Origin of the sequence: Oceanicaulis alexandrii DSM 11625, assembly GCF_000420265.1 — a bacterium.
GTDB classification, from domain to species: Bacteria; Pseudomonadota; Alphaproteobacteria; order Caulobacterales; family Maricaulaceae; genus Oceanicaulis; species Oceanicaulis alexandrii.
Genome location: NZ_ATUP01000001.1, coordinates 2,196,187 through 2,219,834 on the forward strand (window position 1 = coordinate 2,196,187; position 23,648 = coordinate 2,219,834).

Sequence of the window (23,648 nt, forward strand, 5' to 3'; positions counted from 1 at the left end):
GGGCGCCGGGACCAGGCCTTGAAAGAAGGAAGAGACGAATGCCAAGCATGTTACGCGCCGGACTATCCGCCGTCGCCTTGATGGGCGCGGGCTTCAACGCAGGTTTTGCTCAATCCGATCCCGCGCCGGATTGGGCCGACCAGGCCGACGCCCTGATTGAGGCCCACTGGACGGCGCAAACGCCGGGCGTTTCGGTTCTGGTGCGCCAGAATGGCGATGTCGTTTACGCGCGCGGGGCCGGGCTGGCGAATCTGGAAACGGGGGACGCTGTGACGCCTGACACCGTCTTCCGCCTCGCCTCCATCACCAAACAATTCACCGCCGCCGTGATCTTGCAGCTCGTGGACGAGGGCGCACTCTCCCTCGACGACACCATCGGTGACCTGTTTGAGGGCTTTGATGCGCCGGGCGCCAGCGCAACCGTGCGCCAGCTTCTCAACCACACCTCCGGTATTCAGTCCTATACGAGCATTCCGGGCTGGATGGTCGAGGCCAACACCAACAGGGCGTATACGACCGAGGCGCTGATCGCCGAGTTTTCAGAGCTTCCTGCGCCCAACGCTCCGGGCGAGACCTATGCCTATAACAATTCAGGCTATGTTCTTCTCGGCGCCATCATCGAGATGAAGACCGGGATGGCCTGGCACGAGGCTGTCGAGGCGCGCATCGCTGAACCGCTCGGTCTTGAGACGCTGCGTTATGGCGGGGACAGCGCGTCCATGGCGAACATGGCGTCTGGCTACACCCTCAACGATGACGGTGAGATTGAAGCGTCCACACCCATTCACATGAGCGTGCCCCACGCTGCCGGGGCGCTGATCGCAAACACCCAGGACCTGGCGCTCTGGCTTGAAGCGCTTAATGGCGGCGAGATCGTTTCGCCGGAGCTCTATCAGCAAATGACGGCGCCGACCCAGATGGCGGACGGGACGGAGATTCCCTATGGCTTCGGCCTGTCTGTGGACGATGTGCGCGGGCATCCCGCGATCGGCCATAGCGGCGGGATCTTCGGCTTCAACACTGACAGCGTCTATGTGCCGGACGACAATCTGTACGTCACCGTGCTGGCCAATTCAGACCAACCGCCGCTTGATGCGGGCGTCTTGATGCGGCGCATCGCCAGTTATGCGCTGAACGATCCCTATCCGCTGTTTGAAGCGGTCGAGACCGATCTGACGAGCCTGGAAGATCTGTACGGGGTCTATGCGATTGAAGGCACGGACGACACGCGTCAGTTCTTCGCTCGTGACGGCCAGCTGTACACGCTGCGCTCTGGTGGCAGCGCCAGCGAGGTCTTTCCGGCGGGCGACAATCGGTTCTTTTACGGCCCCAACAGCCTGACCTGGTTTGAGATCGTGTCCTCATCCGATGGGACGTCTCAGATGAATATGTACCAGCAAGGCGCCAGCGAGGCGGAACCCGCGCTCTGGTCCGGCCCCGTGCCAGAACAACCTGACGTCATCGAACTGCCCGCCAGCACGCTTGAAGCCTATGTGGGCGCATATGCGCTGGGCGCTGCGGTGCTTGAGATCCGGTTCACCGAGACCGGCGTTCTGGAAGCCCAGCTCACAGGCCAGGACCCCATCGCCATCAACGCCATCAGCGACGTTGAGTTTCTGGTGTCCGGCGTGGATGCGCGCCTTGTCTTCTCTTCAGGCGATCCGGCTCCGTCTGTCACGCTGCAACAGAGCGGTCAGGAAATCCTGGCGGAGCGCGTCACCGAGTAAGCGTTCGACGCCACTGAAACTGGATCAGCCCCGGGCGCGCCGCGTCCGGGGTTTTTCTTAAGCGCATGGGACGCGCTATCCGTGCAGCGCCTGGGTCTTGATCGGGGCGAAGCGGTTCTCGCCGTCTTGCGCGGCATAGACGGTCAGGCTCAGGCCTTCCAGGGAATGCTCAAACAGGTTGAAGCTGGGCGGTTCGCCGCGTGTGCGGTGAGACAGCGCCGTGCCGGCGCCCACAAACCAGCACGCCTTGCCGTCGGGGCGGCGTTGGGGCAGGGCGAACACCTGATGCAGGTGGCCCGTCACCACCAGGTCGACGCCGCATTGGGCGAAGATCTCTGCAGCTTCGCGACCGCCATGAGTCTTCGCGCGTCCATGCAGGCCGCCCGGGGCCACCAGCGGATGGTGGGCGGCGACGACTTTGAGACCGTTAAAATCAGACAGCATCTGTCCAATTTTGGCGGCGTGCCTGGGATTGGCCCGGCCCAGCGACCAGTCGAGCTGGGCTTGCAGGCCGCGCGCTGTCAGAAAAGATTCCACCGCCGCCAGCGGAGAACGCCAGCTGGGCGTGACGCCCTGGCCGAGCCGTTTTTCAAAGCGCGCCCAGGGCGCGGCGACACGGGCGGCGAGGTTAAGATAGGGCGTATCGTGATTGCCCGGCGCCGCGATGACAGGCGCATCAATGGCGCTGAAGAAATCGCGTGCGGCGTCAAACTCGCGTCGGCGGCCATATTGGGTGAAATCGCCCGATGCGATCACCGCGTCGGGTTTGAGCGCAGCGAGGCTCTCCAGCAAGGCGTCGGGCAGGCCGGGGGATTCCGCGCCGAAATGCAGGTCTGAAATCTGCGCCAGTCGAGTCATGCCTGGGCCTCCGGAGCAGCGAACAGGGCGGCGTTGGGCCTTAAGGTGATGCGCAGCGGAGTCTTCAGGGTCAGGGTTTCGCCATCCAGCATCACCGTGACTTTCGACGGGCCGTCCAGCACAGCGCTCTCATAGGAGCGTTGGGGCGCGAGCTCGCCCATATTCAGCATCTCACCCAGAAATCCGGTCATCGCGCCCAGGGCGTCGCCCAGGTCATCGGTATGGGTGAAAATGTGCTCGAGCACCTCATCGCCCGGACGGGCGCCGTGGATCATTGTCATGGCGCCGCCGGGAATGGTCATCAGCGCGTTGGCGCGGCTGAGCTTGCGCACCTCGTCATCATCCAGCGTCAGCCGCAACCGGGTCTTCAGGAATGCGCGCAGCGCCTGACGCAACCGCGTCAGGGCGCGCAACGGACGGCGGCCGTCTCCGTCGGGGCGCAAGGCCTCGCGCGCCTGACCGACCCGGACGGGAAAGCCCGCCATCAGGGCGCAGAAAAACAGATGCCCCTCCACCTCGCCGGCGTGCAACGGCTCGACGGGATAGTCCGGCGCTTCTTTCAGAATGGTCTCGATGGAGCGCTCGCCATAAAGCCGTTTGGGCAAAAGGTTCGCCGTCCCCAATGGCAGGGGAATGACCGGCGTCTTGCACCGGGTGCGCACCAGCTGGTTGAGCACCGCCGCCGCCGTGCCGTCCCCGCCGGCCACCGCGATATAGTCTGACGGCTCGGCGCAGGCCTGGCTGATGCAGTCTTCAAACCCGTCGCCGCAGTCATGGACGATCACCTTCGCCCAGTCGGCGGACCGCGTGACGGCGTCGAGCACTTTGTCCCGTCCCAGCTCTCGCGTGGTTCCAGAATGGGCGTTGAGCACAAGGGACAAGGTTTTCAAGCGTCTACTCTCCAAGAAGGCGATCACCCTAGGCCACGCGTGCAGGGAAGTCAGGGGAGATGCTTTGATCCGTCACATTCCCGCGCTAAACAACGCCCAAGTTTGAGAAGGGATCCATCATGATCGTCCGCGCCATACTTTTATCCGTCAGCGCCCTGGCGCTCACCGCCTGTCAGTCCGTCAATGTTCAGTCCGATATCGATTGGTCGGGCCGTGATGATGACGCACCCGAGGCCGCCGCCGTCGCTCCCGCCGAATTTGACGGACCGGGCGCAGACTGGCGCACGCTGGCGCAAAGCGAAATTCTGGATCGTCTGGCGCGGCCCGAACGCGAAGGTCGGGCGCGTAACGTCATCGTCTTTATCGGTGATGGTCTGAACCTCAGCACGATCACCGCCGCCCGCATCCTCGACGGCCAGAACCGCGGCATGAGCGGCGAGGAGAATTACCTGCCGTTCGAGCGCTGGGGCCATTCGGCGCTGATCAAGACCTATTCCGACAATGCGCAAGTGCCAGACAGCGCCGCGACCGCGACCGCCATTCATGCCGGTGTGAAAACCCATTCAGGCGCCATCTCGGTCTATGCACGCGACACCATCGAACCCTGTCAGGGCGGCCCGGTGCCGCAGACGCTTGTCGAGATGGCGGAAGCGCGCGGCCTGTCCACGGGCATCGTCTCCTCGGCGCGGCTGACGCACGCCACCCCCGCCACCACCTACGCCCATGTCACGAGCCGCAACTGGGAAACCGACACGGCGCTGCCGGCAGATGCCGCAGCGGCGGGCTGCACCGACATCGCCGCACAGCTGATCGGCACGCGCACAGGGGAGTATGGCGATGGCCTTGATCTGGCGCTGGGGGGCGGCCGGGCGGCCTTTGTCACCCAGGAGCAGGGCGGCCAGCGCGCCGACCGCGATCTCACTGCCGAATGGGCGAATCTGGGCGGCGTCTATATCGAGGATCGCGCCGGGTTTGACGCGCTGGATGCGGATGACGACGCGCCGGTGCTGGGCTTGTTCACCAACTCCCATCTCAGCTTTGAACTGGATCGCGATGCGGCGGTGGAGCCGTCCCTGGCCGAGCTGACCGAGTTCGCCATCGAGCGGCTCTCCAACAATGACGACGGCTATTATTTGCTGGTTGAGGGTGGCCGGATCGATCACGCCCACCATGGCGCCAACGCCGCGCGCGCGCTCAATGACGCGCTGGCGTTCTCTGAAGCCATTGATCGGGCGCAGTCCATGGTCGATCTCGACGAGACGCTGATCCTCGTCACCGCCGACCACGGCCATGTGTTCACCATTGCGGGCTATCCGCGTCGCGGCAATCCGATCCTCGGGCTGGTGCGACCGCCCGCCCCGAACCTCAGTGACGCTGAAACCCCGCCGCTGCCGGCGGGCGACGGTCGTCCCTACACCACGCTGGGCTATCACAATGGCGGACCGCTGCGTCCGCGCGGCGACGATGCCGAGCCCCTGACCGACGAAATCGTCATGGACCCTGATTATCGCCAGCAAGCGGCGGTGCCCATGGGCTCTGAAACCCATTCGGGCGAAGACGTCATCGCCTACGCCGTCGGCCCCTGGGCGCATCTGGTGGACGGCTCGATGGAGCAACACACTCTCCACCACGTCATCACCCACGCTTACGGCTGGAGCGCCACCGCCGCGATGGTGGATGCGGATTATGACGACGATGAAGACGAGGATGATGACGACTAGGTCGCGTCAGTCCTGAAACGACAAAGCCCCGGTCGATGTGACCGGGGCTTTTTTTGTGTGTGAAGAAAGAAATGCTTATACTCCACTTCCGCTTATCATGCGGGCAGTGCCTACTGCATACCGGTCAGTCATTCCCGAAGTGAAATCAGCTAACGCGTGAAGAGCTTCACGTGAATTTGTGATATCTCTGAGATCAATACCGAGGGCTCTAACCATCTTTTCATTGTAATTGCTGAGCTTGCTTGGTTCCCAGTTATTTCTGTAGAGTTCTTCAAATATGGGGAGAATTGATGACATAACAGAATTTATAACTTGTTGCCCAGAAATTTCCAATTTTGTTTTTCTTCTAGCGGTGAATATTCGTTTTATGGCAACTTTTTGAATTTTATCAAATATAGCTTTTTTGGGTCCTGATGCGGCAAGAGAGCTGGAAAAGCCCCCTGACATTATGGCGTCGTAGTTTTGCTGAAATGCTTCGAAGCAACTATCTATAGATTTTCCGATGCTTATGGCTCTCAGGTACGCAATTTGTTCTGGTTCAGTTTGCCCGGTAAAGTCAATATTAGGAAATTCTGCTGCTTCATATAAGAGTTCTTTAACTGATTCAAATGAAAGCTCTCCGGTAGTGAATGCATCTTCAAGATCGACTATATTGTAGCAAATGTCATCAGCGGCTTCCACTATAAATACTAAAGGGTGGCGTTTCCACCAGGTGCCTGCGTCAGAACTGTTACTAATTAGATTGAGGGATTCTGCGATATCTTCAAAGATGTCTAGTTCTGAATGGAATATGCCAAATTTTTTTACGCCAACATATTTTTTGCTGTCTGATTCTAATTTCTTTTGAACCGGAGCCGTGGTTGGGTACTTCGTAAACGACCCTAATACAGCTTTTGATAACTGCATTCCTCCTTCGTTTCTTTTCATTTCTAGGCGAGTTAAAATGCGAAACCCTTGTGCATTTCCTTCGAAATTTTCGAATTCTAAGCGTTCTTTATTGTCTAGGGTAGAAAAAATACCCTTTGATTCTTCAAACTTCTCTGCGAACCAATCACCGATGGCGGTTTCTCCAGAGTGGCCGAAAGGAGGGTTGCCAATATCGTGAGCAGCGCATGCAGCCTGAACAATATCAGCGATATTGCTAGATTCCCCTGTCTTGATCACCTTTCGTTTCTCTAGCCATTTTCCAACCTGGCTCGCGAGTGATCTACCTACGCAACTAACTTCCACCGAATGAATAAGTCGATGGTGAACGTGATCGTTCTCATAAAGTGGTTGGACCTGTGTCTTGTTCGCTAGACGTCGAAATGGGGCTGAAAAGACTATTCTATCATAGTCCTGGATAAATATAGAACGATATGGCGAGTGTTTATAGTTATTATTATTCAATCTTTCGCTGCAAAGAAGCGCATGCCAATCCATAAGGGGCTCCGTGTGAATCTAGCCATGTGTTTCTTAGTTTATGAACTTTCACCAATAAGGGGAAGTATGCATTTGAAACACTTTGATTCATAGACTTAGCCTTGGTTGAGCCCCCTAAATCACCACCTCGTCCGCCGGTTCGCGCAAATTATACCGGCTGGCCATGACCGCGCCATAGGCGCCGGTTTCGGCGATGGCGATGACGTCGCCTTCTTGGGTGTCGGGCATCAGGCGGTCGGCGCCCAGAAGGTCCGCGCTTTCGCAGATGGGGCCGACGATGGAGGCCATGCCCGTGCCGTCTTCATCATAGCGCGTGAGGTTCACGATCTCATGCCGCGCGCCATAGAGCGCCGGGCGGATCAGCGAGTTCATGCCGGTCCCCAGGCCAATAAAGCGCGTGCCGAAGGCATGCTTCACTTGCGTGACGCCCGACAACAGCACGCCCGCTTCGGCCACCGGATAGCGGCCGGGCTCCATCCAGATTTCATAACCGGGCAGGGCCTGTTTGAGCGTGGCGAGTTCGGCGTCCACTTTTGACAGGTCGAGCGCGGGCGCTTCCGCGCTTTCCGGCACGCCCAGGCCTCCGCCTACATTGAGGATGCGGATGTCAGAAAAGCCCTCGGCGGCGCGGGCCAGAATGGCCCCGATCTCGCGCCAATGGTTCGCCTCCACCACGCCAGAGCCCGCATGGGCGTGCAGGCCGATGACGGTCGCGCCCGCTTTGGCCGCGGCCTCGCGCGCAGCGTCGAGCTGGTCGAGCGGAATGCCGAATTTCGCTTTCGGCCCGGCGGTTTGAACATGCTGGTGGTGGCCGCGCGGACGGTCGGGATTGATGCGCAGGATGATCTCCGCGCCCTTGAACATGTCAGGCCAGTGGGTCAGCGGATGCAGGCCGTCAATGGTGAGGTTCGTGCCCAGCTCGATCGCGGCGGCGTATTCATGGCGCGAGGCGAAATTGGGGGTGAACAGCACCTTCCTGGGGTCAAGCCCGGGGAAAGTGTCTTTCAGGCGCATCAGCTCGCCCGGCGACACGCACTCAAAGCCGAGGCCCGCCTCGAAAATGGTCTTGAGGACCTCCGGGTGCGGGTTGGCCTTCATGGCGTAAAAGGCGCGATTGACGCTCTTGATGCCCGCCACCGCGCTGGCGCGGGCCTTGATCGTCTCAAGGTCATAGACATAGCGCCCGCCGGTTTGCGGGGTCAGCTTGATCAGCTGGTCGCGCTTGGTCGCCCACCATGGCGTGGGGCGTGCAGGCTTGGCGGCGGCGGTGTCATTGAGCTCCGCCCAGCTCGGCCCGAAGACGGGGCCGGAGGGGGCGGGGGCGATCAGCTCTTCATGCAGGCGCGCGGCGAGGGTGCGGCCCTCGCTTTCATCCACCACCACGGTGAAGTTGAGATCATTGGCGGCCTGGCTGACCAGCCGGATCGGCTTGTCCTGGAACATTTCCAGCGCCGGGGCGAGCTTGTGCAATATGCGCCGCACGCCATAACCCACGAGCGACACCGCCGCGCCGTCCTCGATGATTTTCACCCGGCAGAACGGCTCGAGCCGCGCGCGCAGGGCGTCGAGTCGCGCCTGGTCCAGGCTCGGGTCGGGGTCCAGGCTGACGGTGATGTTGGTTTCGGAGGTGGAGACCAGATCCACCGACACGCCGCATTCCTTGAAGCAGGCGAAGACATCGGCGAGGAAGCCCGCCTGCCGCCACATGCCCGCGCCTTCCATGGTGACGATGCGCACGCCGGTTTTGACCGACACGGCTTTCAGCTGCGGCGCGTCATCGCCGGGCTCGGACGTGATCAAGGTGCCGGCGAGTTCCGGCCGCAAGGTGGAGCGCACTTCCACTGGGACATTCGCCCGGCGGGCCGGGCCGATGCAGCGCGGATGCAGCACCTTGCCGCCCATGGTCGCGATTTCCTGCGCCTCGTCATAAGACAGCGCCTGCAGCAGGCGCGCGCCCTCGGTCAGGCGCGGATCGGCGCTGAAGAGGCCCGGCACATCGGTCCAGATCTCAAGCTTCGCCGCTTCCAGCTTGTTGGCGAAATACGCCGCCGAGGTGTCTGATCCGCCCCGACCCAGCAAGACGGTTTCGCCGCGGTTATTGCGGGCGATGAAGCCCTGGGTCAGCACCAGATCGGCGTCTTTCAGGCGCGCCTGCAGCGTCTTGTCGACGCCCTCGATGACGGAATTGGACAGATAGCCGCTGGCGTCCGTGCCGTCAGACGAGGCTGTCAGCGCCTCACGGGCGTCCAGGAGGACAGGGTTCAGCCCTTCCTGACGCAGGCGCTCCATACCCAGAACGCTCGCCATCTGTTCGCCCAGCGCCAGCAATTCCGCGCGCACGCGCGGGCTGGCTTCACGCACCAGCGCAATGCCGGCGGCCAGACGATCGAGTGTCTCAAAATGGGACGCCAGCAGGGTGGAGCCGTCGAGCGCGGCGTTTTCGGCGAAATCCAGATGCACCGCCTTGATGGCGGCGATCTCGACGCTGACATCGCCTTTGAGCGCCTTGTCGGGCAGGGCTTCGAGCCGGTTTGAGACGCCGGACAGGGCTGAATGGACGATCAGCACCTTGCCGCCCGGTTTGTCCTGTTTGATCCGGGCCTTCGCAAGCTTTGCGATAACAGCCCAGTTTTCCGGCTTGGCCACCGAGGTGCCGCCGAATTTCAAAACAGTCCAGATACGCGAGGAGGGCAGGGATTGATCAGTCATCGGATCGTCCAGAATTTCAACAGAACGATGGACATAGCCCGCCATGCTGCAGTGCGAAAGTTTCTTGTCGGGACCGTCACTTTACCCCGGCGGCGTCATGGGGTAGGGCGAGCGCAGATTTTACTGTCATCGCATGGGGATGCGTCATGTTCCGGTCATTTTTAAATACCGCCGCCGTTTGCAGTGCGCTGGTGCTGGCGAGCTGCGCCAGCGTCTCCGAGACCGCCTCTGCGCCAGATGTTGCTGCCATCGAGCAGCCTGAGCGCGTCCTGATGATCGGGCTCGACGGCGTCCGAGCCGACTTCCTGGATCTGTATGATGCGCCGACCCTTGAGGCGCTGGCCGAGCGCGGCGTGCGCGCCGAGCGGATGATCCCGGTCATGCCGTCCAAAACCTTCGTGAACTTCTATTCCATCGCCACCGGGCTCTACCCGGAAAACCATGGCATGACAGAAAACGCGCCCTATGACCGCGAGGCGCGCACCGGGTTTGTGAACCCGATGTCGGCGCAGGATCCGTTCTGGTGGCAGGGCGAGCCCATCTGGACCACCGCCGAACGTGAGGGGCTCACCAGCGCCATCATGTTCTGGCTGGGCTCGGAAGTGGAGCATGACGGCGTGCGCCCGACGATCTGGACGCCGTACGAGCATGACAAGCCCTATCAGGAGCGCGTGGACGAGGTTCTGGCCTGGTATGACGCGCCGGCCGAAGACATGCCGCGGCTGGCGGCGGTCTATTTCGACCGCGTGGACAGCGTCGCGCATCGCAACGGGCCCGAGAACGAGGCGGTCGCCGAAGCCGTCGCGGAAGTGGACGGCTATGTGGCCCAGCTGGTGGCCGGGCTTGAAGCGCGCGGCCTTCTGGACACCACCAACATCATCATCGTCTCCGACCATGGCATGGCCCAGCTTTCAGATGAGCGCATCGTCGCGGTGGATGACTGGATCGATTTTGAGCGCGTGTACTCGCCGCACATGGAAGGGCGCTGGGGCGCCGGCGCGCAGCCTTACATCTTCCTGTTCTCCGAAGATGGGGATGACGCCGCCATTGATGAGGCGCATGACGCCATCAACGCCTCGGGCAACGCCCATGTGACCGCCTACAAGGCGGGCGAGATGCCTGATCATTACCATCTCGACCATCCCACCCGCGGCCCTGACCTGCTGGTGGTGGCGGAGGCGGGCTGGTCTCTGGTCGCGCCGAGCCTTGAACAATCGCCGCGACGCATCATTCCTGGCAATCACGGCTATGACAATCTGGACCCGATCATGGGCGCGACGTTCGTCGCCGCCGGCCCCCGCTTTGACGGGGTGGGCGAGGTCGCCCCGTTCGAGAACGTCAACGTCTATCTGATGATCGCTTGCGCTCTGGGGCTGGACCCTGCTGAGACCGACGGCGATCCGTCAGAGGTGGCGCGCGTGACCGGCGGGCGCTGCCCCGCGCAGTAAGTCGCACGCTCTGGGTGGTCATCCCGGCTTGGAAGCGCGCGGAGATAGCGGTACGACTTAGAGACCGCGCTTCGCGCGCACCTGAGTTTTAAGGAGGCCGTCATGGCAGACGAACCGCATCGCATCACTTTCCTGGCCAAGACGTTTTCGGCGGCGGCTCTCGAATTTCATCGCGGCCGCATGGCCGAACGCGGCTATCGCATGGAAGGCCGGATCGAGCCCACCGCCTTTCAGATGATTGACGAAGACGGCAAGACCGAGAAGGTGTTTGACGGCGAGCCGCTGTTCACGGTGACCTTCGTCAAGCGCGAGGACTAGGCCTTGGGCGATACCGACATCGTGTCACACGAGGCTGTCGAGAAGACCTTCAAACGCGCCGCCACCGCCGCCGAGGCGGTGGACCGGCTGTGCGTGATGTTTGAAGCGTCGGTCAAGGCGCTACGCGAAGAGCTGAAAATCTATCTCGAGGGCGGCCCGCCGCCGTCCGAGGCGGACCGGTTCTCGGGCGCCTTCGCCTATCCGGCCCTGCGCATCATCTACCAGCCTGACGGCGCCGTGCCGCCTATCAGCCGCGCCTTCGGCAAGTTTTCCGAAGCGGGCGTCTATGAGCAGACGATCACCCATCCCGAACAGTTCCGCCGCTATCTGACCGAGCAGATTGAACTGTTGTCGGATATGTATCCGGTGAAGATCGAAACCGGCCTGTCGGTGCAGGAGATCCCCTTCTCTTATGTGCTCGACGGCGCGGATGATCTGGACATGGACGCCGCCTCGCCCGCCGAGCTGGTGCGCCATTTCCCCTATGCCGACCTGGCGGGCATCGACGATGCGCTGCCCAATGGCGAGCGGCCCTCGATTCCCGGGCGGTCGCGGCCTCTGAGCCTGTTTGACGCGGTGCGCACCGATTACTCGCTGCAGCGTATCCGGCACTATACCGGCACGCCCTACGAGGATGTGCAGCCCTTCATCCTGTTTACGAACTACCATCGTTACGTGGATGCGTTCGTGGATTGGGCGGTCGAGCAGGTCAAGGACGAGAACACCGAGTACGACTCCCTGTCTGCGGCGGGTTTCGTCCATGTGGACGCCAGCAGCGAAGATCCTGTGGGCGAGATCAGCGCGGCGCCCTGGCGGCGCTTCCAGATGCCGGCCTATCATTTGAAGACCAAGGATGGCCGCGGAATCACCCTGGTGAATATCGGGGTCGGACCGTCGAACGCCAAGAACATCACCGACCATCTGGCCGTGCTGCGGCCTGAATGCTGGATGATGATCGGCCATTGCGGCGGTCTGCGTCATTCCCAGCGTCTGGGCGATTACGTGCTGGCGCACGCCTATCTGCGTTATGACAGCGTGCTGGACCGCGAATTGCCGGTGGAGATCCCGATCCCGCCGATCGCGGAAATTCAGGTCGCCCTGCAAGAAGCTGTGGAGACGGTCAGCGGCGATGATGCGGGCGAGCTCAAGCGCCGTTTGCGCACGGGCACCGTGGTGACCTATGCCGACCGGAACTGGGAGCTGCGCTATACGCAGGAAGCGCGGCGCATCAACCAGTCGCGCTCAATCGCCGTGGATATGGAAAGCGCCACCATCGCGGCCAACGGTTTCCGCTTGCGGGTGCCCTACGGCACGCTGTTGTGCGTGTCCGACAAGCCCTTGCATGGCGAGTTGAAACTGCCCGGCGCGGCCAATCGTTTCTACGCCAAATCGGTGTCTGAGCACCTGGCGGCGGGGATCGAAGCGGTGGAAATCCTCAAGCGTCAGGGCGCGGATGCGCTGCATTCGCGCAAGCTGCGCAGCTTTGACGAGCCGCCCTTCCGATAGGCGGTGCGATCAGGTTCCAGTCTGAGTGGCGGCCGGGTCAGCCGGTCGCCACATCACGTCCTGCACCGCGGGCGGCGCGCCGTTCTCTCCGGGCGCCGGGCGGCCGATCAGATAGCCTTGCGCCTGCTCACAGCCGACCATGTTGAGAAGTTCGAGCTGATCCGCCGTCTCGACGCCTTCAGCCAGCACAGGAACGCCGAGATTGCGCGCCAGCGTCACCACGGCGCTGATCACCGCGCGGGAGCGCCCGCCGTCTGACAGGCCGTCCGTGAATCCCTTGTCGAGCTTGATCTTGTCGAAGGGAAATTGCCGCAAGGTCTCCAGCGCCGAATACCCGGTGCCAAAATCATCGAGCGCCATGGAGACGCCCAGCGCCTTGATCCGCCGCAGGACGCTCAGTGACTGTCGCAAATCATGGATCAGGGCGGTTTCCGTCAGCTCGATTTCGAGCTGACTGGCGCTCAGCCCGGTCGACACCATCGCCTGCAGCACCTTGCCCACCAGATGCGGGTCGTTGAGCTGGATGGCGGACAGGTTGATCGCCACCTTGGGCGAACCCGGCCAGCGCGCCACTTCCTCGCACGTGGTCTCCAGCACCCAGTCGCCCAGGCGTCCGATCAGGCCGTTCGCTTCGGCCAGCGGAATGAATTCGGCGGGCGACACCATGCCCCGGACCGGGTGGGGCCAGCGCACCAGCGCTTCATAGCCGCAGACCTCGCCCGTCTTCAGATTGATCTGCGGCTGGTAATGCATTTTCAGCTGGTCGAGCTCGAGCGCCCGGCGCAAATCCTGCGCCAGCTCGCGCCGTTGTCGGACGGCCTCGCCCAGGGCGTGTTCATAATGCTGGATGCGGTGCAGCGGGTCGGTCTTGGCCTTGTACATGGCCAGATCCGCATTGCGCATCAGGGTTTCGCGATCTTCCCCGTCGTCAGGATAGAGCGCCACGCCCAGGCTGGCGCTGGTGATGATCTCGAAATCAGCGTGGCGCACCGGCGTCTGGAATAGCGAATCGATCAGGTTCAGCTCGTCAATGAGCGCCGCTTCATCCTCCACAGGGATCACAATGCCGAATTCGTCGCCGCCCAGACGCGCCGCGAACCCGCCCGGCCGTTCATGCCCGCGCAATCGGTCGGCGATGTCGCATAACACGGTGTCGCCCGCCTGATGGCCCCAGACATCGTTGATTTCCTTGAACCGGTTGAGGTCGATCATCAGGACGGCGAGGCGCTTGTCTTTACGCGTTTCAATCGCGTGATCGACCATGGCGGAAAAACAGGCCCGGTTGGGAAGATCGGTGACGATGTCATGCAGCGCCAGATGCCGCATGCGCCGGTCCGCGCGTTCGCGCAGCCCCGCTTCGACCGCATAGCCGATGCCCCCGGCGCCCACCACCACAAGCGTGGTGACGGCGGTGGTGAAGGCGAGGATCTGGAAGGTGACCGGGTTCAGGCCTTCTGACACGCCCAGGGGGATCACCATCATCGCCCCCATGCCTGTGAAGTGCAGGCTGACCACGCCCAAGGCCAACATCAGCCCCGGAATGAGCTTTTTCAGGCCTTTGTCGAAACGGCCTGACACTTCAAACGCCAGCGAGGCGAAGAAGACGCCCAGCACGACCGAGGCGATCACATACCGCAAATCCCAGGTCACAATGGCATCCAGGTGATAGGCCGCCATGCCCACATAATGCATGCCGGTGACGGACAGCCCGACCACGGCGCCGGCCAGAGCGCGCGCGAACGACCATGACAGGGTGGCCAGATAACTGCCGACAATCGTGCCGCACATAATGATCAGGGCGGACAGCGCCGTCTGGTCCACATCCAGAGTGACAGTCGCAGAGGGACGATATCCCAGCATGGCGATGAAATGGGTGGACCAGATCCCGGCGCTCAGACAGATGGCCGTGATCACCAGCCACGCCACTTGCACGCCGCCATCGCTCTGTTCGCTTCGCCGCTGCAGACGCATGCTGAGCAAACAGCTCAGCAGACACACCAGCCCCGCCAGCAGGACGCTTGGGAAATGGTGTTCAAGGGCGAGGCAGGTGAGGACGCGCAAAGGATTCTCCTTAAGGTGTAAACTTGCTAGCAGCACACCCTTAACTCGCGCTTATGGTTGGGAACTTTTTGGCGCCCTCTTGCTCATAAACGTATTCAGATTTACCTCATCTGCATGACAGATCGCGTTTTGCCTCTCGCCGGCGTTTATAACTTTCGCCATTTCGGCGCCTACCCGCTCAACGGCGGGGGACAGGTGCGTGACCGCCTTTATCGTTCGGGCCAGTTTTCCCGCGCGACCAAGGAGGATGTGCAGGCCCTGGACGGGCTCAATATCAAGGTCGTGGCCGATTTGCGTCGCCCCAGGGAACGTGAGCTGGAGCCGTCCCATTGGGGCGAGAGCGACGCTGTGACCGTGCTTAGCTCTGACCATGCCGGACATGCCGAGCCGCCGCATCTGGCGTTCTTGCGAGAGAGCGATCTGACCCTCGATAACATCCGCGGCTTCATGCAGAAGACCTATGAGCGTTTGCCTTTTGACCCGGGCAACAAGGCGGTGTTCAAGGCCGGGTTTGAAGCGCTGGCGGACTCTGACCCTGAAGACGGGTTCGTCGTGCACTGCGCAGCGGGCAAGGACCGAACAGGCATTTTCTGCGCCTTCTTGCTGCTGGAGTTGGGCGTCGATGCGGACGCCGTGCGCGAAGATTATCTGATGACCAATACAGCCGTGGATTATGACGAGCTGGCGCCGCGCTTCGCCAAACGCATCCGCGAAGGCATGGGGCGTGATGTCGGCGATCGTGAGATCCGCGCCTTTCTGGGGGTGGAGGAGTCCTATCTCGACACCGCGATGGACGCCGTGGGCGATGTGCCCGGCTATCTGCGCGGCGAGCTGGGCCTAAGTGACGCCGTCATCGCGCAATTGCACGAGCGGCTGAAAACCTCGTGATTGCGGCGCCGGACCGGGCGCAGCCACTGGACTGGATCGAGCCGGTCCAGGCGCTCAAGGCTTTCGAGGCTGAGCCCTATACCCTCTTGCTTCAAGGCGGCGGCGCCCAGCCCTGGGGGCGCAAAAGCTATCTGTGCGCCTATCCTGACTTCATCGTTCAAGACGACGACCCGTCCAGAGGGTTTGACCGCCTCAGAGCGGGCTATCGTTCTGTGAGCCTGTCGCAGGCAGACGGGTTTTCCGGCGGCTATGCGGGTCTGTTCGCTTATGATCTGGGCCAGGCGTTCGAAGACCTGCCGGTCTGCCCCCCGGCGCCCGGCGGGTGTCCCGTCGTGGCCATGGGCTGGTATGAGGCGGTGCTGGAGTTTGATCACGGGACGCGAACTGTCCGGGCGTTAGGGGCGCCGAAGGCGGCGGCCCGGCTGATTGATGCGCTCAAGACGGCTGCATCTGAATTTGAACCGTCCGTCAGCGAAGGGTGCTTGTCTCAGGACTGGCCCGATGCGCGCTATCTGGAGGCCGTCGAGACGGCGCGGGATTATATCCGCGCGGGCGACGTGTTTCAGGTCAACCTCTCCCACGCTTTCACCGGTCATATGACGGGACCGCAAGCGCCGCTGGCGCTCTTTGAGCGTCTGATCGCCGACAGCCCGTCCGCCTTCTCGGCCTGGTTCCGTCTCAGTGAGGACCAGGTCATCGTCACCAATTCTCCCGAGCGTTTCGTGCAGGCGTCAGCAAGCGGTGAGGTGGAGACCCGGCCCATCAAAGGCACAAGGCCACGCCGGGCGGACCCCGATCAGGACCGGGTTGAAGCGGACGCGCTGGCCGCTTCGCTCAAGGATCGCGCGGAAAACCTGATGATCGTGGATCTGATGCGCAATGATCTGGCGCGGGTCTGTGAGCCCGGCAGCGTCAAGACGCCCGAACTGTTCAGCGTGGAAAGCTATGCCAATGTCCATCATCTGGTCTCCACCGTTCGGGGGCGATTGCGGTCCGACCTCAATGTCTTTGACCTGATCGCGGCGACGTTTCCGCCCGGCTCCATCACCGGGGCGCCCAAAGTGCGCGCCATGGAGATTATCGCTGAACTCGAAGAACAAAGCCGCGGGGCCTATTGCGGCGCGCTGGGCTGGCTGGGCGCGGATGGCGCGTGTGATCTCAACGTGATGATCCGCACCGCCAGCCTTCGGAAGGCCGAGACGGGATGGGATGTTCAGGTGCGCTCCGGCGGCGCGATCACGATTGATTCAGTCCCTGAAGACGAGCTGGCGGAAACCCGGGACAAGGCGGCGGCCTTGAAGGCGGCGATTGAGGGGCGTCGATGACAAAGCTCTGGCTGAACGGTGAGATGCTGGATACGGACGCCGCCCGTATTGGTCCGTCCGACCGCGGTTTTCTTCTGGGCGACGGCGCGTTTGAAACCCTGCGGTATGAGACGGGCGAGTTGCGGCGCTGGCCGCGCCACAGCGCCCGCCTTCAAGGCACCCTGCAGCACATCGAGATCCCCTGTCCGGACTGGAATCGCTTGCATGATGCGGCGACAAAACTGTGTCAGGCGAACGCGCTTGAGCGCGCCATGGTGCGGCTGACGGTGTCTCGCGGCCCGTCCGGAGCTGGCCTGGCGCCGCCTGTGGGAACTGAGCCGACGGTGCTGATCACGGCAGCCGCACTGCCGACCGCGCCCGCTGCACTGAGCGCGCGGATCGTTGAAAGCGCGCGGCGCGATGCGCGAAACATGTCCAGCCGCTACAAGCTGACCACTTACGCTGACATGCTGGCGGCGCGGCGCGACGCGGTGCGCCAGGGCGCGGACATGGCGCTGGTCCTGTCAGCCCAGGATCATGTGTCCAGCGCAGACAGCGCCAATCTGTTCTGGGTGAAAGAGGGGCGGCTATTTACCCCGGATCTCTCCTGCGGATGCTTGCCGGGGACCAGCCGCGCGGCGCTGATTGCGGCGTTGAAGGCTGAGGGAGAGGTTGTGATCGAGGGCCGGTTCTCGCCGGACGTCCTGATGCAGGCTGACGCAGTGTTCGTCACCAATGCCGTGCGAGGCGTCGTGCCGCTCTCGCGCGTGGATGATCGCGGCTTTTCAACTGAAGACAGTCAGCTTTCCCGGATGAAGGCGCTCTGTGACGTCGCGCTCTAGCCGCGGCGAACCCAGGGGCCGCGCCGGGGGCGCAAATAGGCGGTGTCAGACAAGGTGATCGGGGTGCGCGTCAGTTCGCCCAGATTGGTGGAAAAGACGTAATCGGCCTCCACCATGATGATCGAGTTCATCGGCGCCAAAAGCCCATCGGGCAGTTCGGGCAGACTGTCTGTGTCCAGCGGGGTCATCCCCTCGCCATCACTCCAGTCGACGAAAATCTCTTCGTCGGCATCCATGCGGATCGAGGTGATGCGCAGGCTCAGCGGCGCGGTGTCGAACGGGTTCAGGATGGCGTCCGCGGCGGCGTAGATGTCGATCAGGTCGGCATCGGTGATAAAATCGTCCTGGGTCACAAGGTCGGCCACGGAATTGGCGACCTGAGAGACCTTGCGATCCGCCGTCAGCCCCAGCGTCAGCTGCACCGAGCCCAGATAGAGCGCGATCATGAAGGGCGCGAGCAGGGCGAACTCCACGGCCGAGACGCCGCGCGTGTCGCGCCGAAAGCTCAGCAACAATTGGATGAATTGGCGCATGGGGCTACTCAAACGGTTCATTGCGGAACACGGCGGTCGCCGTGATCAGGCGCTTGTTGCCGCTCATATTGGACATGCCCGAGATCACGCCCGGCGCCAGCAATTGCCAGTCATAAAACACGCGCACCACCACCACATCGCCGCCGCCCCCCGGGTCGAAGGTGAAGTCGGAACCGTCGATGTCGCCGTCACCGTTCAGGGGCGTATTGGTGGAGCTTGATGAGAAGGAGTCAAAGGTGCGCACATCCACCTGAATGCGGCTGCAATCGGCGACGGCGCTGATGCGTTCACAGATCGCCCCGCGAAAATCCTCAACGGTCTGATTGGATTGTTGCAGCTGGCCGGTGCGGATGGTGCGCGCGGCTTCATGGACGCCATTTTCGATGATGGTGGAGCCCAGAAAGAACAGCGCCACTTCCAGCGTGGCGAAGATCAACAGGAAGAACGGCGCTGCGATCAGCGCGAACTCGACAGCCGCCGCGCCGCGGCGCGCACGGATGAACCGTTGCAAGCTGTGTTTGATCGTCGCCCTCAGCGGCATGATCCGTCCCTCTCAATGAAGGGAGGAGTATGCGGCAAAGCGCTTAATGCCCGATGAAACGGAAGGGTTAATTCGAGGCGGGTCCTGCGCCGTCACGGATCGCGTTGCGCTGGATGTTCATGTCGTTGAACCAGACCTGATCATCACCGATCTGGGGCAGGGCCTGGCAGGTCGGCGCGCAGACATAGGTTTCAGGCCGTCCTGAATTGCGAAAGATCTGAACGGCGTTGCTGTCAGGCTGCGCGACCACCAGGTCGGAGGTGTAAAGGACGCGGCCTGCGTCATCGAGCACGATGAGATTGGTGCGGCCGAACACCTTGCCGGTCACGAACAGGGTGCGCGAGTCATAGAGCGTGGCGTCGGCGATGCCCGGATTGCCCACGATCACACCCGCCGCGTCGCCGGGCAGCCGGATCAGGCCGGCCTGATCAGCGGACACCACAAATTCGCGCGCCTGAGCGGACCCCAGACCCAGAACCAGACACACAGCGATGGCGGCAGCACGAAAACCCATGACAGGCCTCTCTATATATAGCTGACGTCAGTATGGGCTTGGGCCGTGAAGGAAACCTAAACGCCGCTTGTGCGTCGCCGTCTTGCGTTCGGGCTGCGGGGAGGGGTAGAGGAAAGGCCTGTTAGGCGATTGTTTATTTGTATTGAATTTTTAAGTCCGCATTGAATGCTGTTTACTTTTCATTAGTCATGGCGTGAGCTTTTGATATTTACCCAAAATAAAGCATGGATTTTTACTCGCTTTAAATCGTCTTCGGGTTTTACTCCACATGCATTCAGGACGGGGCGGGAACAAGGCTGCGCTCCTGGGGCCACAGAAAAATATCTATGGAGTGGATGGGATGAACAATCTGGTTTCGCGTTTTCTGAAAGATGAGTCTGGCGCTACTGCGATCGAATACGGCCTGATCGCCGCGCTGATCGCTGTCGTGATCATCACGGCCGTGACGACCCTCGGCACCAACCTCAGCACCACCTTCACCAATGTGGGCACGCAGCTCTCGACCGCAAACGGCGGCGCGGCTGGCGGCGGCGGTGAAGGCGGCGGCGAAGGCTAAGCCTCGCAGCGCTGACTACAGCAACGCATGTGAAAAGCCGTCCCGAAAGGGGCGGCTTTTCTGCATTTGCGGGCGTTTTGACCGCGTTTGAGAAGCCTTAAGCATAAGCGCCTAGGCTTTGGACTTCTGTTGCTGTGTCCGGGTCCGGGTCATGATCTCCAATATCGCCCTGTTGGGTTTTGCATTTCTGATGCTGTGCGCCGTCTGGTATGATGTGCGCAGTTTCACCATTCCCAATTGGGTGCCGGGCGCCCTGATCGCCGGCTGGGTTGTCGCCGCGCCCTTTTTGGGGCTGGGCTGGATGGACGCCGGATTATCGTTTCTGACAGGGCTTGGCGTCTTGCTCCTCGGCATTGCGCTCTGGGCGCCGGGCTGGGTCGGCGGCGGCGACGTGAAATTGCTGGCCGCAGGCGCGCTCTGGTTCGGCTGGCCGGACGGGCTGGCCTTTGTGTTGATCGCTGTGGCGGCGGGCGGAGTCCTGGCGGTGATCCTGGTGATCGCGCGTCAGATCGTGAACATGCTGCCGATTTCGTCTGATGTTCTGGGTTCGACGGCGCTCGCTCAGGGCGCGCCGGTCCCCTATGCGGTCGCCATTGCGGCGGGCGCCTTGCTGGTGCTGCCTCAGGCCCAGATGTTCGCGGTCTACACCGGATAGTTAATGCGCTGATCACCCAGCATTAACGCGGCCTTGAGAATTATCGGCTCTGATGCCTGCTGACGCCTTGTGCGCAAAAGGGTTTTGGGGTCCGACATGAACGCTGTCCGCCTGATCGTGCTTGCTGTCGCTGCGCTGGCGGCTGTCTTCGCCGCCGTCTTCGTGCGCGGCGCCATGCAGCCTGCCGCCGCGCCGGCGCCTGTCATTGTAGAGCAGGCGGCCGAGCCTGAAGTGATGCAGGTGCTGGTCGCTGCCCGCGACGTCAGCCCCTCCATGCGCGTCAGCGCCTCTGATTTTCGCTGGGCGGACTGGCCGGTCGAAGCCGTCATGCCGGCCTTCCTCAATCGCAATGACAATCCGGACGCGCTTGAAACCCTGAGCGGCTCGATCGCTCGCGCCGCCTTTGTGGACGGCGAGCCGATCCTGCCGGGCAAGCTGGTGCAGCCGGGCGAGGCGGGCTTCATGGCCGCCGTCATTGATCCGGGCATGCGCGCTGTGGCTGTGCCGATCTCGGCGGAGTCCGGCGCTGGCGGCTTCATCCTGCCCAATGACCGGGTGGATGTTCTGGTCACCACCTCGGCGCGCGACATGGGCTACGTTTCTGAAGTGCTGGTCGAGAATGTGCGCGTGCTCGCTATTGATCAGACCTATGTGGAGGATGGCGAAAGCGTCGTGCTGGGCTCGACCGCCACGCTGGAGCTGACCCCTGAACAGACCCGCGCCGTCGCGCTGGGCGTCGCGGCGGGCGATATCGTTCTGGCCTTGCGCTCGGTCGCGGATCGCGAAGGCGGGCCGCGTTTGCCGGATGGATCGTCTGGCGCGAACAGCGGCAATGGCCGTGAAGTGCGCATCATCCGGTATGGCGCCGAACAGCGCGTCGCCCTGGGAGGGACGCCATGATGATATCCATCTCCAAGGCTGTCTGCGCCGCCGCTCTTCTTGCGGCGGCTTGCGTGTCTCCGGCCCAGGCCCAATTGTCTGGCGGCCGGACCGAAGCCAACAACACCTTGCAAGTGCATATCCGTGAGCCTGGCGCGGGTCCGGCGTCGGAAAGCCTGCAGCTGCCGCTGGGGCAGGCCGCCGTCATCCATTTGCCCGATGACGCCGCCGATGTGGTCATCGCCAATGACGATGTCGCCAGCGCCGTGGTGCGCACAACCCGGCGCGCTTTCGTGCTGGGACAGGCCGTGGGCCGCACCAACATCTTCTTTTTTGACGCCGATGGCGGCTTGATCCTCGACCTCAATGTCCGGGTCGAGCGCGACATCGCCGCGCTTCAGGATGCGCTGGACCGCTTTGTGCCCGAAGGTCGGGTGCAGGCGGAAAGCATGAACGCCAATATTGTGCTGTCCGGCCAGGTCCCCTCCGCCTCCGCCGCTGACACCGCCTTGCAGGTGGCGCGGCGCTGGGTGGACAATCCCGATCAGGTGGTCTCGTTCCTGACCGTGGAAGGGCGCGACCAGGTCACCTTGCAGGTGCGCATCGTCGAGATGGAGCGCACCTTGGTGCGCCAGCTGGGTGTGAATCTGAGCGGTGAACAGGCCTTTGGCGAGTTCACGCCGAACATTCGCACCGCCGCCACCAATGATCGCGGCGATCCGCTGTTTGACCAGAACGGCGCACCCATCTTTGAAGTGTACCAGCCTGGCCGGTTCCAGAATTCGTCGTCCTGGGGCACCTCGAACGCCTTTGGCGTCGCGGGCGCGGCGCTCGGCGGTCTGGCGGGCACGATCGGCACGCGGAACCTGGTGGATGGCGTGCTGCAAAGCTCCATCTCCGCCACGCTGAACGCGCTCGAGCGCGTGGGGCTGGTGCGGACGCTGGCCGAACCCAACATCACCGCCATTTCCGGCGAGCCGGCGCAATTCCTGGCGGGCGGAGAATTCCCTGTGCCGGTCGGACGCGACCGCGACGGCAATGTCACCATCGAATTCAAACCCTTCGGCGTCGGTCTGGGCTTCACCCCGGTCGTATTGTCTGAAGGCCGGATTTCGCTGCGGGTCTCCACGGAAGTCTCCGAGCTGTCCAATGAAGGCGCGATTTCCTTGAATTCGACCGTGCTCACGGACAGCGACGGCAATGTCACCGGCACGGTGCCCGGCGTGACCATTCCGGCCCTGTCGGTGAACCGGGCCGAGACCACCGTCGAGCTGCCCTCAGGCGGTTCCATGGTGATCGCAGGCCTGATCCGCGAAGAGACGCGTCAGGCCATGGACAGTGTTCCGGGGATCGAGCGCATGCCGGTGCTGGGCTCGCTCTTCCGGTCTCGTGATTTCGCCAACAATGAAACCGAGCTTGTGGTCGTGGTCACGCCGTATCTGGTGGACCCGGTCAATTCCAATGATCTGGAAAGCCCGGCGGAAGGGTTCGCCGTGTCCTCGCTCGCCGCCGGCGCCTTTCTGGGGCGTCTGAACCGGGTTTACGCCGCGCCGGGCGCGCAGGTGGAAAATCGCGGCTGGTCGGGTCCGGTCGGCTTTGTGCTGGAGTAGCGTGATGAACCTTGTCTTCAAAAGCCTCATGGTCGCCGGCGCTCTGGTCGTCGCTGGCTGCGCCAGCGCCCCGGACCCGCGTCCGCGCGCCACGGCTGCGGCGGAAACCGTCCGCGTGAGCATGGACGTCAGCGCCATCGACAACGGGCTGACCTGGAACCAGATCGATGTGATCGAAGCCGTCGCCGCCGAGTACAAGGCGCGCGGCCATGGTCCGCTGGTGATCTCCTATCCGCAAAACGCCGGCAACGCCGACGCCGCCATCGGCGCCATCGCCGAGGCGCGCACGCGATTGTATGCGGCCGGGCTCGACTGGCGTCAGATTTCAGGCGGCGCCTACGAGGCGGGCGGTCGGGTCAGCGCGCCGGTGATTTTCTCCTTCACCCGATACGAAGCGATTGCGCCGGAGTGCTCGACCACCTGGACCGATATGGCGCGCGCGCGACCCAATGAGACCTGGCCGCGCTTTGGCTGCGCCACCGCCAACAATCTCGCCAGCATGGTCGCCGATCCGCGCGATCTGGTGGCGCCGCGCACCCTGGATGCGCCTGATTCCGCACGTCGTCAGGGCGTGCTCGACAACTACCGGCGGGGCCAGTCCACCGCCAGTGAACGCTCCGACCGCGAAAGTGGGGCGATCAGCTCCAGTGTCGGCAATTAACTAGG

21 protein-coding genes are annotated in these 23,648 nt (G+C 62.5%); 13 read left to right on the forward strand and 8 right to left on the reverse strand.

Features of this window, described 5'->3' with window-relative positions; all coding sequences use genetic code 11:
* Positions 1-38 precede the first annotated feature (38 nt).
* Positions 39-1,727, forward strand: a complete 1,689-nt coding sequence (locus G405_RS0110455; RefSeq protein ID WP_084683460.1) for a serine hydrolase domain-containing protein — start codon at positions 39-41, stop codon at positions 1,725-1,727.
* 75 nt (positions 1,728-1,802) lie between these two features.
* On the opposite strand, the gene G405_RS15740 is transcribed toward G405_RS0110455, so the two are convergent.
* Complete coding sequence (locus tag G405_RS15740; protein WP_022701471.1) at positions 1,803-2,585, reverse strand: metallophosphoesterase family protein; 783 nt, start codon at positions 2,583-2,585, stop codon at positions 1,803-1,805.
* Positions 2,582-3,475, reverse strand: a complete 894-nt coding sequence (locus tag G405_RS16590) for a diacylglycerol/lipid kinase family protein (protein WP_169447516.1) — start codon at positions 3,473-3,475, stop codon at positions 2,582-2,584. The genes G405_RS15740 and G405_RS16590 overlap by 4 nt, the downstream gene beginning before the upstream one ends.
* Before the next feature lie 119 nt (positions 3,476-3,594).
* Between G405_RS16590 and G405_RS0110470 the strand changes: the two genes are divergently transcribed.
* Positions 3,595-5,196 carry an alkaline phosphatase gene (locus G405_RS0110470; RefSeq protein ID WP_022701473.1) on the forward strand — a complete coding sequence of 534 codons (1,602 nt, stop codon included), beginning with the start codon at positions 3,595-3,597 and terminating at the stop codon, positions 5,194-5,196.
* A gap of 75 nt (positions 5,197-5,271) precedes the next feature.
* On the opposite strand, the gene dgt is transcribed toward G405_RS0110470, so the two are convergent.
* On the reverse strand, positions 5,272-6,618 hold the full coding sequence (dgt, locus tag G405_RS16825) for a dGTP triphosphohydrolase (RefSeq protein ID WP_084683462.1): 1,347 nt from the start codon (positions 6,616-6,618) through the stop codon (positions 5,272-5,274).
* 114 nt (positions 6,619-6,732) lie between these two features.
* On the reverse strand, positions 6,733-9,327 hold the full coding sequence (locus G405_RS0110475) for a bifunctional aspartate kinase/diaminopimelate decarboxylase (protein WP_040705570.1): 2,595 nt from the start codon (positions 9,325-9,327) through the stop codon (positions 6,733-6,735).
* Between the two features lie 146 nt (positions 9,328-9,473).
* Here G405_RS0110475 and G405_RS0110480 point away from each other — a divergent pair, with 146 nt between their 5' ends.
* From G405_RS0110480 to G405_RS0110490, 3 genes are all read left to right on the forward strand, one after another.
* Entirely contained in the window at positions 9,474-10,775 is a 1,302-nt protein-coding gene (locus tag G405_RS0110480) for an alkaline phosphatase family protein (RefSeq protein WP_022701475.1), read from the forward strand.
* A 102-nt stretch (positions 10,776-10,877) separates the two neighbouring features.
* The gene (locus tag G405_RS0110485; RefSeq protein ID WP_022701476.1) at positions 10,878-11,093 is read left to right on the forward strand and encodes a hypothetical protein; all 216 of its coding nucleotides are present in this window, start codon (positions 10,878-10,880) and stop codon (positions 11,091-11,093) included.
* Between the two features lie 3 nt (positions 11,094-11,096).
* Entirely contained in the window at positions 11,097-12,599 is a 1,503-nt protein-coding gene (locus G405_RS0110490) for an AMP nucleosidase (protein ID WP_022701477.1), read from the forward strand.
* A gap of 9 nt (positions 12,600-12,608) precedes the next feature.
* Here G405_RS0110490 and G405_RS15750 read toward each other — a convergent pair whose 3' ends face one another.
* On the reverse strand, positions 12,609-14,660 hold the full coding sequence (locus tag G405_RS15750) for a putative bifunctional diguanylate cyclase/phosphodiesterase (RefSeq protein ID WP_022701478.1): 2,052 nt from the start codon (positions 14,658-14,660) through the stop codon (positions 12,609-12,611).
* A gap of 114 nt (positions 14,661-14,774) precedes the next feature.
* On the opposite strand from G405_RS15750, the gene G405_RS0110500 reads away from it, so the two are divergent.
* Genes G405_RS0110500 through G405_RS15755 form a run of 3 tightly spaced genes read left to right on the forward strand, consistent with a single transcriptional unit; the run spans position 14,775 to position 17,694 of the window.
* Complete coding sequence (locus tag G405_RS0110500) at positions 14,775-15,548, forward strand: tyrosine-protein phosphatase (protein ID WP_022701479.1); 774 nt, start codon at positions 14,775-14,777, stop codon at positions 15,546-15,548.
* The gene (pabB, locus tag G405_RS0110505) at positions 15,545-16,873 is read left to right on the forward strand and encodes an aminodeoxychorismate synthase component I (protein ID WP_022701480.1); all 1,329 of its coding nucleotides are present in this window, start codon (positions 15,545-15,547) and stop codon (positions 16,871-16,873) included. Before G405_RS0110500 ends, pabB begins: the two co-directional genes overlap by 4 nt.
* Positions 16,870-17,694 carry an aminotransferase class IV gene (locus tag G405_RS15755; protein ID WP_022701481.1) on the forward strand — a complete coding sequence of 275 codons (825 nt, stop codon included), beginning with the start codon at positions 16,870-16,872 and terminating at the stop codon, positions 17,692-17,694. Before pabB ends, G405_RS15755 begins: the two co-directional genes overlap by 4 nt.
* Here G405_RS15755 and G405_RS0110515 read toward each other — a convergent pair.
* The 3 genes from G405_RS0110515 to G405_RS15760 all read right to left on the reverse strand — a co-directional run bounded on the left by G405_RS0110515 (position 17,691) and on the right by G405_RS15760 (position 19,282).
* The gene (locus G405_RS0110515) at positions 17,691-18,227 is read right to left on the reverse strand and encodes a TadE/TadG family type IV pilus assembly protein (protein WP_022701482.1); all 537 of its coding nucleotides are present in this window, start codon (positions 18,225-18,227) and stop codon (positions 17,691-17,693) included. The two genes, G405_RS15755 and G405_RS0110515, sit on opposite strands and share 4 nt — an antisense overlap.
* A 4-nt stretch (positions 18,228-18,231) precedes the next feature.
* Positions 18,232-18,768 carry a TadE/TadG family type IV pilus assembly protein gene (locus tag G405_RS0110520; RefSeq protein WP_022701483.1) on the reverse strand — a complete coding sequence of 179 codons (537 nt, stop codon included), beginning with the start codon at positions 18,766-18,768 and terminating at the stop codon, positions 18,232-18,234.
* Between the two features lie 67 nt (positions 18,769-18,835).
* Positions 18,836-19,282 carry a pilus assembly protein N-terminal domain-containing protein gene (locus G405_RS15760; RefSeq protein ID WP_022701484.1) on the reverse strand — a complete coding sequence of 149 codons (447 nt, stop codon included), beginning with the start codon at positions 19,280-19,282 and terminating at the stop codon, positions 18,836-18,838.
* 340 nt (positions 19,283-19,622) lie between these two features.
* Between G405_RS15760 and G405_RS15765 the strand changes: the two genes are divergently transcribed.
* From G405_RS15765 to G405_RS0110550, 5 genes are all read left to right on the forward strand, one after another.
* Positions 19,623-19,838: a Flp family type IVb pilin gene (locus G405_RS15765; RefSeq protein WP_022701485.1), complete on the forward strand. Its 216-nt coding sequence runs from the start codon at positions 19,623-19,625 to the stop codon at positions 19,836-19,838.
* 151 nt (positions 19,839-19,989) lie between these two features.
* Complete coding sequence (locus G405_RS15770) at positions 19,990-20,493, forward strand: A24 family peptidase (RefSeq protein ID WP_022701486.1); 504 nt, start codon at positions 19,990-19,992, stop codon at positions 20,491-20,493.
* Positions 20,494-20,589: 96 nt separating this feature from the next.
* The gene (gene cpaB / locus G405_RS15775) at positions 20,590-21,393 is read left to right on the forward strand and encodes a Flp pilus assembly protein CpaB (protein ID WP_022701487.1); all 804 of its coding nucleotides are present in this window, start codon (positions 20,590-20,592) and stop codon (positions 21,391-21,393) included.
* The gene (locus G405_RS0110545; RefSeq protein WP_022701488.1) at positions 21,390-22,982 is read left to right on the forward strand and encodes a type II and III secretion system protein family protein; all 1,593 of its coding nucleotides are present in this window, start codon (positions 21,390-21,392) and stop codon (positions 22,980-22,982) included. The genes cpaB and G405_RS0110545 overlap by 4 nt, the downstream gene beginning before the upstream one ends.
* A 4-nt stretch (positions 22,983-22,986) precedes the next feature.
* Positions 22,987-23,643: a CpaD family pilus assembly protein gene (locus G405_RS0110550; protein ID WP_022701489.1), complete on the forward strand. Its 657-nt coding sequence runs from the start codon at positions 22,987-22,989 to the stop codon at positions 23,641-23,643.
* Positions 23,644-23,648 lie beyond the last annotated feature (5 nt).

Bases quoted from the DNA above. Each gene is read 5' to 3' on its own strand.
- G405_RS0110515 (WP_022701482.1), bottom strand. From the start codon at position 18,227: ATGCGCCAATTCATCCAATTGTTGCTGAGCTTTCGGCGCGACACGCGC.
- G405_RS15760 (WP_022701484.1), bottom strand. From the start codon at position 19,282: ATGGGTTTTCGTGCTGCCGCCATCGCTGTGTGTCTGGTTCTGGGTCTG.
- G405_RS0110520 (WP_022701483.1), bottom strand. From the start codon at position 18,768: ATGCCGCTGAGGGCGACGATCAAACACAGCTTGCAACGGTTCATCCGT.
- G405_RS0110545 (WP_022701488.1), top strand. From the start codon at position 21,390: ATGATGATATCCATCTCCAAGGCTGTCTGCGCCGCCGCTCTTCTTGCG.
- G405_RS0110475 (WP_040705570.1), bottom strand. From the start codon at position 9,327: ATGACTGATCAATCCCTGCCCTCCTCGCGTATCTGGACTGTTTTGAAA.
- G405_RS15765 (WP_022701485.1), top strand. From the start codon at position 19,623: ATGAACAATCTGGTTTCGCGTTTTCTGAAAGATGAGTCTGGCGCTACT.
- G405_RS15770 (WP_022701486.1), top strand. From the start codon at position 19,990: ATGATCTCCAATATCGCCCTGTTGGGTTTTGCATTTCTGATGCTGTGC.
- G405_RS15755 (WP_022701481.1), top strand. From the start codon at position 16,870: ATGACAAAGCTCTGGCTGAACGGTGAGATGCTGGATACGGACGCCGCC.
- dgt (WP_084683462.1), bottom strand. From the start codon at position 6,618: ATGGATTGGCATGCGCTTCTTTGCAGCGAAAGATTGAATAATAATAAC.
- G405_RS15740 (WP_022701471.1), bottom strand. From the start codon at position 2,585: ATGACTCGACTGGCGCAGATTTCAGACCTGCATTTCGGCGCGGAATCC.
- G405_RS0110455 (WP_084683460.1), top strand. From the start codon at position 39: ATGCCAAGCATGTTACGCGCCGGACTATCCGCCGTCGCCTTGATGGGC.
- G405_RS0110500 (WP_022701479.1), top strand. From the start codon at position 14,775: ATGACAGATCGCGTTTTGCCTCTCGCCGGCGTTTATAACTTTCGCCAT.
- G405_RS0110550 (WP_022701489.1), top strand. From the start codon at position 22,987: ATGAACCTTGTCTTCAAAAGCCTCATGGTCGCCGGCGCTCTGGTCGTC.
- cpaB (WP_022701487.1), top strand. From the start codon at position 20,590: ATGAACGCTGTCCGCCTGATCGTGCTTGCTGTCGCTGCGCTGGCGGCT.
- G405_RS0110480 (WP_022701475.1), top strand. From the start codon at position 9,474: ATGTTCCGGTCATTTTTAAATACCGCCGCCGTTTGCAGTGCGCTGGTG.
- G405_RS0110485 (WP_022701476.1), top strand. From the start codon at position 10,878: ATGGCAGACGAACCGCATCGCATCACTTTCCTGGCCAAGACGTTTTCG.
- G405_RS0110470 (WP_022701473.1), top strand. From the start codon at position 3,595: ATGATCGTCCGCGCCATACTTTTATCCGTCAGCGCCCTGGCGCTCACC.